Origin of the sequence: Streptomyces graminilatus, assembly GCF_001418565.1 — a bacterium.
Classification (GTDB): domain Bacteria; phylum Actinomycetota; class Actinomycetes; order Streptomycetales; family Streptomycetaceae; genus Streptomyces; species Streptomyces graminilatus.
Genome location: NZ_LIQQ01000127.1, coordinates 39,262 through 49,905, shown reverse-complemented (window position 1 = coordinate 49,905; position 10,644 = coordinate 39,262). Strand labels below are relative to the sequence as shown.

Here is a 10,644-nt window from a genome sequence, read left to right as displayed (position 1 = left end):
GGGGCAGGGCGAGGGGCGGGGGCAGAGGCTGCCGATGCGGCCCCCCGCCCCCGCGCAGCAAGAGCGGCGAAAGCTAGGCCACTTGGGCCTGCACCTGCGAGGAGATCAGCTCCAGGTGGTCCAGATCGTCGAGGTCGAGGATCTGGAGGTAGAACCGCTGGGAGCCGATCTCCGTGTACCGGCCGATCTTCTCCACGACCTCGGCCGGGGAACCCGCGAGTCCGTTGGCCTTCAGCTCGTCGACGTCACGGCCGATCGCGGCGGCACGCCGGGCCACCTCGCGGTCGTCCTTGCCGACACACACCACAAGGGCGTTCGAGTACGTCAGCTCGTCGGCCGCGCGGCCCGCCTGCTCGGCCGCCGCACGCACCCGGCCGAACTGGCGCTCGGTGTCCTCGATGGACGAGAACGGCATGTTGAACTCGTCCGCGTACTGCGCGGTCAGCCGTGGGGTACGCGTCGCGCCGTGGCCGCCGATGAGTACGGGGATCTTCGTCTGCGCGGGCTTGGGGAGGGCCGGCGAGTCGGTCAGGTCGTAGTGCGTGCCGTGGTGGCTGAACGTTTCCCCCGCCTTGACCCCCCACAGGCCGGTGACGATCGCCAGCTGCTCTTCGAGTCGGGCGAACTTCTCCTGCGGGAACGGGATGCCGTACGCCTTGTGCTCCTCCTCGAACCAGCCCGCGCCCAGACCGAGTTCGACCCGGCCGCCGGACATCTGGTCGACCTGCGCGACCTGGATCGCCAGGACGCCGGGGAGGCGGAAGGTGGCGGCCGTCATCAGCGTGCCGAGGCGGATCCGCTTGGTCTCCCGGGCAAGTCCGGCGAGGGTGATCCAGGCGTCGGTGGGACCGGGCAGGCCGTCCCCGTCACCCATGCGGAGATAGTGGTCGGAGCGGAAGAAAGCCCCAAACCCAAGGTCCTCGGTGGCCTTCGCCACGGCGAGCAGGGTGTCGTAGGTCGCGCCTTGCTGGGGTTCGGTGAAGATACGAAGATCCATGGCCCCCATCCTGCACGGCCGGGGACCGGTCAACCTCACCGGCACCCCCTGCCCCGCGCCTCCCCGGTCGGGTGAAAAACCGTCAACCGTGTGAGCGGTGCGGGTCCGTACCAGTGACCCCCCACGGCGATGATCGTTGGCTCGGGCGGAGCCGGCCCGACCGGCGCCCGCACCGGCACCGGCCGGTCGGCCCGTTCGATCGCCGACCCGCCCGCTACCGGTGTGCACCCGCGTCGGCTCCCCCGGGAGCCAGTGGCCGAGGAGGCCGTCCATTGTCCGAAGAAGTCGTGCCGCAGCAGGCGGGGCCCGCGCAGCCGAAGGGGCTGCTGCAGCAGATGGAGGAGCTGATGGCCGCGCTCAACGCGGACCTTTCCGCGCTGGACGCCGATTTCCAGTCGGCAGGTGTGTCGTCGGCGTCCGCGAAGGAGCCTGAGGCGGGTTGAGACCGCCGGGCCGGGCTGCGAGGCTCGGCCCCCTGGAATCCGGCCAGGGCCCACGGGGACGCGGGGCTGTACGGATCGCGGCTCCGCCGCCGGGCGCGGCCGGCCACCACCGCCTCGCACCAGGAAACGGGCCGCCTACCCCGCCACCCGCTCCGCTCCTCCCGCCGCCTCCCTGGCCGCCAGTTTGCGGAGCATCTCCAGGACCCGGTCGCGGGACTCGTCGGCCGCGTCGATCGATTCCATGCACTGCCAGTACGTCGTCTCGTCGTCCGCCGCGCTGGCGATGCCGACCAGGGCCATGCCGGCCTCGCCGAGGAGCGCGCCGAGGCAGATCAGGGCCTGGCGGGCGTCGCCCAGTTCGGTGAGCTGGGCAGCGCGTAACGCGCCGACGGCGAGGCGCGGTTCGTCCAGCACGCCGCAGCCCCGGCCCGCCAGTTCCGTCAACCCCAGTGCCTCGCCCCGCAGTTCGGGTGGCCCGGTGACCGCGAGGCGGCTGCCTATCGCCTGTGCGAGGGCCTGCGCCTGCCACACCTCCGCCAGGGTCCGAGGCACACCGTCGCTGCCCGCCAGGGCACGTCTGCTCTTCAGGATGAGCCGCACAGCGTCCATGCGCTGCCCCCGTCTGTCCCCGACGCGCTGTCCGCACGTCCGCCCGAACTCCACCGTCCACTACCCAGAGTGAAGTGATGTGGGACGAAAAGCCAGAGGAAGGCGGAAATCTGCGGACAACAAATGGAGAACGAGACGCAATTCAGCTACCCAAAGTGACTATTACCCTTCCTTTGCCGGGAACCTCTGTTCATTGCGGTCGATCTTCGCGTCGAGAGCCGCCAGTGCGTCGATGCCGAGCACCTCGCACAACTGGAGGAGATACGCGAGCACGTCCGCGACCTCGTCCGTCACCCGGTGGGCGGTGTCCGGGTCGTCCATCACCCGCGCCGACTCCTCGGGCGTCAACCACTGGAAGATCTCGACCAGTTCGGACGCCTCCACGCTGAGCGCGGCAGCGAGGTTCTTGGGCGTGTGGAAGGGCTGCCAGTTCCGTGCCGCCGCGAACTCGGCCAGCCTGCGCTGGAGTTGCGCCACGTCCAACCCCTCGCCGTGCTCGCGGTGTTCGCGCTGCCGGTGTCCGCGCTGCTCAGCGCCTTCGGTGTGTTCCTGATCCGTCACGGTTCCAGGTGTACCACCGTCACCCCGGGCACCCCCTCCGCCCACGACGCGTCGCTCACCGTCCCCAGGAGACGGATGTGTCCCCGCTCGCACATCCGGGCCGCCAGCCGCAGGAGTTCCGCGCGCTGCCGTACGTCCAGGGACCGGTCGAAGCCGTCGGCCAGGACGGTGAGTGCCTGGAGGGCGTCGGGCACCTCGCCGGGCCGGTCGACCGCCAGCACACCGGGGCCGGTCAGCAGGACCAGCGCCAGGCCCGCGTACCTCAACTCGCCGTCGCCCAGCCTGCCGAAGTGGGTGAGCGGGCCGTCGCCCCGGTCGAGCACGGCACGGACGCGGCCGTCGGCCACCTCGTCGGCGCGTACGTCCGACACCGGGCCCGTGCAACCCTCGCGGACGGCGCCGACCAGCAGCCCGTGGCGGACGGCGCATTCGGAGCGGGTGCGCCACAGGACCTCGGCCAGGTTGTCGCAGCCGGGCAGCAGCCGCCCGCTGGTCACCGGCACCGCCGCGCGCATCCGGTCGGGCCGGGGGTCGCAGGCGAACACGGAACGGAGGGCGACCACCATCTGTTCGGCGGCGGCGATGACCCTGCGCTGCCCGTCCGTCTTCCCGGCGACCCGCAGGGGCAGCAGGGCCGTGCCGAGCCGGTCGTCCGGCATCGGGGCGCGGGTGACCGACGCCGAACCGGCGGTGTACCAGGCCGCCTGGACGGTGCGCCGGCCGGGATCACGCAGCGCCGTCTCCAGCAGGACCACCCCGCCCGCGCTCAACCGCTCGCCCACGATCCGGAGTTCGGGCTCGGCCTGGACGGCGACGTCGAGCAGTACGGGACCCTCGGGACCGTCCGCCGTACAGCCGATGCGAAAGCCGCGCCGGTGCTGGGCGTCGGGCCGGGCGCGTTCGGGTACGCAGGCCGCCGGGTCCGGGAACGCCGTTTCGACGGCGGCGCCGGAGCCGAGGCGGGCCAGTGACTCGTACGCCCTGAGGGCGGTCGACTTGCCGCCGCCGCTCGGCCCGGCGAGCAGCGTGAGCCGCCCGAGCGGGAATCTGGCGCGGCGGTGCCCCGCGTAGGCGGACAGCCTGAGTTCGGTGACGGTCGGCCGGTCGGGACGCACCGCCCATCGCGCTTCGGCGGCCGAGGCGGGCGGTAAGTCCAGTGACCGGGTCATAACCGGACCGTAGGCCTCCGCCCGCGAGGCGAACCGTTCCGTCCGCCGCACCTTCCTACGAACGGGGGACGGATCGCACGGCAGCGGCGTGTCTCAGTGCTCCGGGAGTCCCGCTCCCCCCATGAGTCCGCCGACCTCGGTGCCGGGCGGGGTGAGCAGGAACACGTTCCGGTCCACCCGGTGCATCCCGCTGGCCAGCCCGAAGACGACGCCTGTGCTGAAATCGAGGACCCGCTTGGCGGTGTCCGCCTCGGCGCCCGTCAGGTCGAGGAGGACCGGTATGCCCGCCATCAGCGTCTCGGCGACCTCGCGCGCGTCCGCGAAGACGTTGACCCGCAGGACGACGAAACGGCGTCTGGCCTCGGTCGGCGCCTCGGGTATCGACCGGTGGCCCACCGCGGACGGCCAGGCGTCGCGGCCTCTCAGTGGTACGACCTGGGCGAGCCCCTCCCATTGTTCGTCGGTGACATCGTGGCTTCTCATCGACGCACTCCGCCCTGACTGGCACTGACTGTCTGCATCGGCCAATTCTTACTCATGGTCACCCGATCGGCCCAATACGACACGCTCAGCGACCCCCTGTGTGAGAAAAATCCGAACACCTATACGTACCTCACAGCACTGACAGTGCGACTGTGCAGTGGGCGTAACCGCTCATGATCCGATCACGTGACATCGACGTAACGGGCAATTCGTACGCTCATCGGTACCGGATCCGGCAAGGAGAGACAGAAAGACACAACCGGAAGACGCAGGACACGCAGAACACGCAAGACGGAGAGACGGCGAAAGGCAGCGCGTGACCACGACCCCCACGACCACGCAGGTGCGGACCGTGTGCTCCTACTGCGGGGTGGGCTGCGGAATCGTGCTGGACGTCGGGCTCGGACCCGATGGACGGCGTACGGTCTTCAAGGCGTCCGGCGACAAGGCGCACCCCGCGAACGCCGGGCGGCTGTGCACCAAGGGCGCGACCACCGCCGACATGCTCGGCGCGCCCGGCCGGCTGACCACCGCGCTGGTCCGGCACGGCCACGACGACCGGGGCGAGGAACTGGTGCCCGCGCCCGTCGCCGACGCCATCGCGGAGACCGCGCGCCGGCTTCGGGGAATCGTCGACGAGCACGGGCCGGACGCCGTCGCCTTCTATGTCTCCGGGCAGATGGGCCTTGAGGCCCAGTATCTGGCGAACAAGCTGGCCAAGGGGTTCGTGGGCACGAACCAGATCGAGTCCAACTCCCGGCTGTGCATGGCGAGCGCGGGCACCGGATACAAGCTCTCGCTGGGCGCCGACGGCCCGCCCGGCTCGTACGACGACTTCGACCACGCCGACGCCTTCCTGGTCATCGGGTCGAACATGGCCGACTGCCATCCGATCCTGTACCTGCGGATGATGGACCGGGTGAAGGCCGGGGCCAAGCTGATCGTGGTCGACCCCCGGCGCACCGCCACCGCCGCCAAGGCCGATCTGTTCCTGCAGATCAGGCCCGGGACGGACCTGGCGTTCCTCAACGGTCTGCTCCACCTTCTGCACGCCGGCGGGTACACGGACCCGGAGTTCATCGCCGCCCACACCGAGGGCTGGGAGGAGATGCCCGACTTCCTCGCCGACTACCCGCCGGACACCGTCTCGGCGATCACCGGCATTTCCGAGGACGACATCAGGGAAGCGGCGCGCGTTCTCGGGGCGGCCGACGACTGGATGAGCTGCTGGACCATGGGGCTCAACCAGTCCACGCACGGCACCTGGAACACGAACGCCCTGGTCAACCTGCATCTCGCCACCGGCGCGATCTGCCGCACCGGCAGCGGCCCGTTCTCCCTCACCGGGCAGCCCAACGCCATGGGCGGCCGGGAGATGGGGTACATGGGGCCGGGGCTCCCCGGGCAGCGGTCAGTGCTCGTGGACGAGGAACGGGCGTTCGTCGAGGAGCTGTGGGAGCTGCCGACCGGCACACTGCGCAAGGACGGCGCCGGGCACGGCACGATCGAGATGTTCCGGCGGATGGCCGAGGGGCACATCAAGGCCTGCTGGATCATCTGCACCAACCCGGTCGCCTCGGTCGCCAACCGCCGTACGGTCATCGAGGGCCTGGAGGCCGCCGAGTTCGTCGTCACCCAGGACGTCTTCGCCGAGACCGAGACCAACGCGTACGCCGATGTCGTCCTGCCCGGCGCGATGTGGACCGAGGCGGAGGGTGTCCTCGTCAACAGCGAGCGCGGCCTCACCCTCGCCCGGCCGGCCGTCGACCCGCCCGGCGACGCCATGGCCGACTGGCGGATCATCGCGGCCGTCGCCCGCGCGATGGGGTTCAAGGGTTTCGCGTACGAGAGCGCGGAGGACGTCTTCGAGGAACTCAAGCGGGCGTGGAACCCGAAGACCGGCTGGGATCTGCGCGGGGTCACTTACGAGCGGCTGCGGGAGACTCCGGTGCAGTGGCCGGCCGCGTCGGTGGACGGGCCCGCCCGCAATCCCATTCGCTACAAGGGAGTTGGGGATGGGGTCGGCGAAGGGGACGGTGAACTGCGGTTCCCCACCGCCAGTGGGCGCGGGATCTTCTACGCCCGTCCGCATCTGCCCGCCGCCGAACTGCCCGACGACGACTTCCCGTTCGTCCTCAACACCGGGCGTGTGCAGCACCAGTGGCACACGCTGACGAAGACGGGGAAGGTCGCCAAGCTCAACAAGCTGAACTCCGGGCCGTTCGTGGAGGTGCATCCGGAGGACGCCCTGGAGTTGGGGGTCGTGGACGGCGACTCGGTCGAGGTCGCCTCGCGGCGCGGGCGGGCCGTGCTGCCGGCCGTTGTCACGGACCGGGTGCGGAGGGGGTGCGTCTTCGCGCCCTTCCACTGGAACGACCTCTTCGGGGAGTACCTCAGCGTCAACGCGGTGACGAACGACGCGGTCGATCCGCTGTCCCTTCAGCCTGAGTTCAAGATGTGCGCGGTGTCCCTGGTGAAGGTGCACCGGCCCGAGGCACAGGTGCGGCAACCTGAGGCACCCAAGAAGGCTGCCCCTCAACTGCCGGTCTCCGCACCCGAGTTCTCCGCACCTGAGTTCTCCGTTCCGGAGTTCGCGTTCACGCCCGCTCCCCCGCCCGTTCTCAGCGCCCAGGAACGCCAGTACCTCTCGGGATTCCTCGCCGGGCTGCCCGCCGGTGCCGCCGGGATTCCCGTACTGCCCGCCTCCGCGCCCTTCAGCGCCGAACACGCGGACTGGGTGAACGGGATGCTCGCCGGCATGTACTCCAGGGCCGCCGACGCCCCGCCACGGGAACGGGTCGGTGTCGAGGTCGAGGTCGGCGGGCGGGAAGTCGTCGTGCTGTGGGCCTCGCAGACCGGCAACGCCGAGGAACTGGCCGGCGCGACCGCCGAGCGGCTGAACGCCGGCGGGCACCGGGCAAGGCTCGTCGGCATGGACGAGGCCGATGTGCCCGCCCTCGCGCGCAGCGCCGATCTCCTCTTCATCACCAGTACGTTCGGCGACGGCGACGCCCCCGACAACGGCTCCGGCTTCTGGGACTCGCTCTCCGGTGAGCAGGCGCCACGGCTGGACGGCGTGCGCTACGCCGTACTCGCGCTGGGCGACTCCTCGTACGACGACTTCTGCGGGCACGGGCGCCGACTGGACGCGCGGCTCGACGAGTTGGGGGCGGTGCGGATCGCGCCGCGCACCGACTGCGAGCCCGACTTCGAACCGTCGGCGGACGCGTGGCTCGACCAGGTGCTCGACGTGCTGGGCACGAAGGAGACGACGGAAGCGACGGAAGCGACGGAAAGGCCGGGCAGGACGGACAGGACGGAAAGCAAAGGCACCCGGACAGCGCGGGCGCCGCAGGACACCGTCCGTTCCGCCAAGCCCGCCCCCTCGCCCGCCCGGCTCGTCGGCAACCGGCTGCTCAGCCTGCCCGGCGCGACCAAGGAAGTACGCCGGTTCACCTTCGACACGAGCGGTACGGAGCTGACGTACGAAGCGGGTGACGCGCTCGGGGTGCGGCCCGTCAACTCCTCCTCCCTGGTGGCGGAATGGCTTGCCGTGACCGGGCTGGACGCGTCAACCGGCGTAGAGGTGGCGGGAGTCGGTGAGTTCGCGCTCTCCGAGGCGCTGCACCGGCAGCTCGACATCACCCGGATCACCCCCGACCTGCTGCGCTTCGTCTCCGAACGGGCCCGGGACAACCGCGAGTTGAAGAAGCTGATGCGGTCCGACAACAAGGACGGGCTGGCCCGCTGGTCGTGGGGTCGGCAGGCCGTCGACGTGGTCGCCGAGTACGGCGTACGGGCGTCCGCACAGGAGTGGGCGACGGTACTGCGACGGCTCCAGCCCCGGCTGTACTCCATATCGTCGAGCCCGCTCGTCGACCCGGCGCGGGTCTCGCTGACGGTGTCCGTGGTGCGGTACGAGAACCTGCACGGCCGGGCCCGCGGCGGAGTCTGCTCGCCGTTCCTGGCCGACGCCGGGCCGGACACGGCGGTGCCCGTCTTCGTACAGCGTTCGCCGCACTTCAGGCCCCCCGCCGACGCGTCGACACCGATGGTGATGGTCGGGCCGGGCACCGGGGTGGCGCCGTTCGTGGGGTTCCTGGAGGAGCGGCGGGCGCTCGGGCACGCGGCGCCGAACTGGCTGTTCTTCGGCGAGCAGCACCGCGCCACCGACTTCTACTACGAGGACGAGCTGGCCGGCCTGGTCGCCGAGGGCACCCTGACCCGCCTGGACACGGCGTTCTCCCGCGACCAGCGCAACAAGGTGTACGTCCAGGACCGGATGCGCGAGCACGGACCCGAGCTGTGGCACTGGCTCCGGGAGGGCGCCCACTTCTATGTCTGCGGAGACGCCTCCCGCATGGCCAAGGACGTGGACCGGGCACTGCGGGACATCGCGGTGGCGCACGGCGGCCTCAGCGAGGACGAGGCGGGCGTGTACGTGAAGCAACTCACGGCGGCGAAGCGCTATGTGCGAGATGTGTACTGACAAATAGCCCATTCCGGTCATTCTTACCATTTTCCTACCGGACTTTGCCCGTCCTTCCATCGGCCGCACACCGGGCGCGATTACGTTCCGATGTCGTGCACTTGGCAGAAACAGCGGCGGACGTCGAAGCGAAGACCGGCACCGCGCGATCCCGGAGCCCGGAGGCGGACGCCCCCGCGCAGTGGCATCGCGTCCTGACGCTGCTCGCGACCGTCAGCCTGTTCATCGGCACGCGGGCGGTGTGGACCCAGGCCGCCGGTCACCGGCTCGTCATCGCCGCCGTCATCTCGCTCTGCTATCTGTCGATCCTGGTCAGCGGGGTACTGGCGCTGACCGTGCGCCGGACGCGGTCACTCGCCCGGCTCGACCTGTGTGTCCTCGTCACAGCCGTGACCCTGACCCTGTGCACGTTCGTCATGAACCACGCCGCCGGCGACGAGGGCGTCCTCACCGCGCAGGCCGCCCGCGAACTGGCCGCCGGACATCCCGTGTACGGGCAGCCGTGGCCGTGGCTCTTCCGGCACAACCCCCACGTCGCTCTGACCCCGACGGCCAACGGCGGCTACGACCTCACGTACGGCTACCCGCCCCTGGCCATACTGCTGACCGCGCCGCTGCTGTGGCTCGGGCACGGCGCGCTCGCGGCGACGACGGTGACCACCGGGGCGCTGCTCGTCGGAACGGTGACGCTGTGGTGGCTGCTGCCGGTGCCGTGGCGGTCGGCGGTGACCATGGCGTGCCTGGGCTTCGGCTTCCTGCCGAGTTACGCCCGGCTCGGCTACCCGGCGATCCTCGGGCTGGCCCTGCTCATCCCGGTGGTGGTCCGCTGGACGCGGATCGGTGAGCGCGGGCGCCTGGGGTGGGGCGGCCTCGCCCAGGCCGCCTGTCTGGGCGCGGCCTGCGCGGCGCAGCAACTGCCCTGGTTCCTCGCGCCGTTCCTGCTGGCCGGGATCTACGCCGTGCGCCGTGGCGAACTGGGTGCCCGGCCCGCCGCCGGGGTGGTGCTGCGGATCGCCGCCGTGGCGGCCACCGTATGGCTGCTGATCAACACGTACTTCATCGTGACCGAGCCGCGCACCTGGGTGGAAGGGGTCGCGCTGCCACTGACGCAGAACGCGACGATCCACGGGCAGGGCCTGGTGGGAATCGCGCTGTACTACACCGACGGCAGCGACCGGCTGGCCTGGTACGGCCACGCGAGCATGCTGCTGTCGGTGGCTCTGCTGGCGCTGCTGATCCTGTTCATGCGGCGGCTCGGTCCGGCGGCGATGGTGCTGCCGTGGTGCGCCTTCTACCTGGCGACGCGTTCGCAGGACGGCTACTACCTGCTGATGACCCCGCTGTGGCTGGCGGCCGCGGTGACCACCCCGGCCGCGTCCTTCGCGGGCGCGTGGCAGCCCCGGCCGCGCTTCCTGGCGGGTCCGCGCAGGCGTCCGGCGCTGGTCGCGACGGCCGTGCTGCTCCTCGTACCGGCACTGGCGAGTGCGGCGGTGGCGGTGACGGGTTCGCCGCCGCTGCGGATGCGGGTGACGAAGGTGCTCGCCGTGCGGCCGCGCGCCGTGTCGGAACTGGCCCTCCGGATCACGAACCTGGACGACAGCGCCCTCACTCCCCACTTCACGCTCACCCTCGCCCAGGGCATGACCCGGTGGTGGAAGGTGGTCGAGGGGCCGGCCACCCTGCCCGCCCGCGGGAGCGCCGTCTACCGTCTCCGGCCGCCCGGACCGGTGTTCCCCGTACCCAACCGCCCTGGGACACGAATCCGGCTGCGGGTCTTCACGGAGTCGCCGGACACCTTGACGAGCATGGACGTCAGGGTGCCGGGCCAGCGGTAGCCCCTCCGGCGGGCGCGCGGGGGAGCGGAGGGTGGCCGTGACCGTCGCCGCCTCCTCG

Annotated in this window: 8 protein-coding genes; 3 read left to right on the top strand and 5 right to left on the bottom strand. The window is 71.1% G+C overall.

The genetic code is table 11. The features are described 5' to 3' along the window. Positions 1 to 73: 73 nt before the first annotated feature. The gene (locus AOK08_RS12445; RefSeq protein WP_055525570.1) at positions 74 to 997 is read right to left on the bottom strand and encodes an LLM class F420-dependent oxidoreductase; all 924 of its coding nucleotides are present in this window, start codon (positions 995 to 997) and stop codon (positions 74 to 76) included. Between the two features lie 272 nt (positions 998 to 1,269). On the opposite strand from AOK08_RS12445, the gene AOK08_RS46415 reads away from it, so the two are divergent. Further along, positions 1,270 to 1,440: a hypothetical protein gene (locus tag AOK08_RS46415; protein ID WP_198539249.1), complete on the top strand. Its 171-nt coding sequence runs from the start codon at positions 1,270 to 1,272 to the stop codon at positions 1,438 to 1,440. Positions 1,441 to 1,575: 135 nt separating this feature from the next. Here AOK08_RS46415 and AOK08_RS12440 read toward each other — a convergent pair whose 3' ends face one another. The 4 genes from AOK08_RS12440 to AOK08_RS12425 all read right to left on the bottom strand — a co-directional run bounded on the left by AOK08_RS12440 (position 1,576) and on the right by AOK08_RS12425 (position 4,262). Next, positions 1,576 to 2,049 carry a DUF6099 family protein gene (locus AOK08_RS12440; RefSeq protein ID WP_055525569.1) on the bottom strand — a complete coding sequence of 158 codons (474 nt, stop codon included), beginning with the start codon at positions 2,047 to 2,049 and terminating at the stop codon, positions 1,576 to 1,578. A 162-nt stretch (positions 2,050 to 2,211) separates the two neighbouring features. After that, the gene (locus AOK08_RS12435) at positions 2,212 to 2,532 is read right to left on the bottom strand and encodes a nucleotide pyrophosphohydrolase (RefSeq protein WP_055525574.1); all 321 of its coding nucleotides are present in this window, start codon (positions 2,530 to 2,532) and stop codon (positions 2,212 to 2,214) included. Between the two features lie 74 nt (positions 2,533 to 2,606). Then, positions 2,607 to 3,779: a hypothetical protein gene (locus tag AOK08_RS12430; protein ID WP_055525568.1), complete on the bottom strand. Its 1,173-nt coding sequence runs from the start codon at positions 3,777 to 3,779 to the stop codon at positions 2,607 to 2,609. A 93-nt stretch (positions 3,780 to 3,872) separates the two neighbouring features. Then, positions 3,873 to 4,262, bottom strand: a complete 390-nt coding sequence (locus tag AOK08_RS12425) for a cell division protein SepF (protein WP_055525567.1) — start codon at positions 4,260 to 4,262, stop codon at positions 3,873 to 3,875. 316 nt (positions 4,263 to 4,578) lie between these two features. Between AOK08_RS12425 and AOK08_RS12420 the strand changes: the two genes are divergently transcribed. Together AOK08_RS12420 and AOK08_RS12415 are read left to right on the top strand one after the other, a co-directional pair. After that, on the top strand, positions 4,579 to 8,751 hold the full coding sequence (locus AOK08_RS12420; RefSeq protein WP_055525566.1) for a bifunctional nitrate reductase/sulfite reductase flavoprotein subunit alpha: 4,173 nt from the start codon (positions 4,579 to 4,581) through the stop codon (positions 8,749 to 8,751). A gap of 95 nt (positions 8,752 to 8,846) precedes the next feature. Then, positions 8,847 to 10,586 carry a hypothetical protein gene (locus AOK08_RS12415; RefSeq protein WP_055525565.1) on the top strand — a complete coding sequence of 580 codons (1,740 nt, stop codon included), beginning with the start codon at positions 8,847 to 8,849 and terminating at the stop codon, positions 10,584 to 10,586. Positions 10,587 to 10,644: the final 58 nt, after the last annotated feature.

Excerpts from the sequence above, each read along its gene's own strand:
- AOK08_RS12445 (WP_055525570.1), bottom strand. The coding sequence starts at position 997 with ATGGATCTTCGTATCTTCACCGAACCCCAGCAAGGCGCGACCTACGAC.
- AOK08_RS12440 (WP_055525569.1), bottom strand. The coding sequence starts at position 2,049 with ATGGACGCTGTGCGGCTCATCCTGAAGAGCAGACGTGCCCTGGCGGGC.
- AOK08_RS12425 (WP_055525567.1), bottom strand. The coding sequence starts at position 4,262 with ATGAGAAGCCACGATGTCACCGACGAACAATGGGAGGGGCTCGCCCAG.
- AOK08_RS12430 (WP_055525568.1), bottom strand. The coding sequence starts at position 3,779 with ATGACCCGGTCACTGGACTTACCGCCCGCCTCGGCCGCCGAAGCGCGA.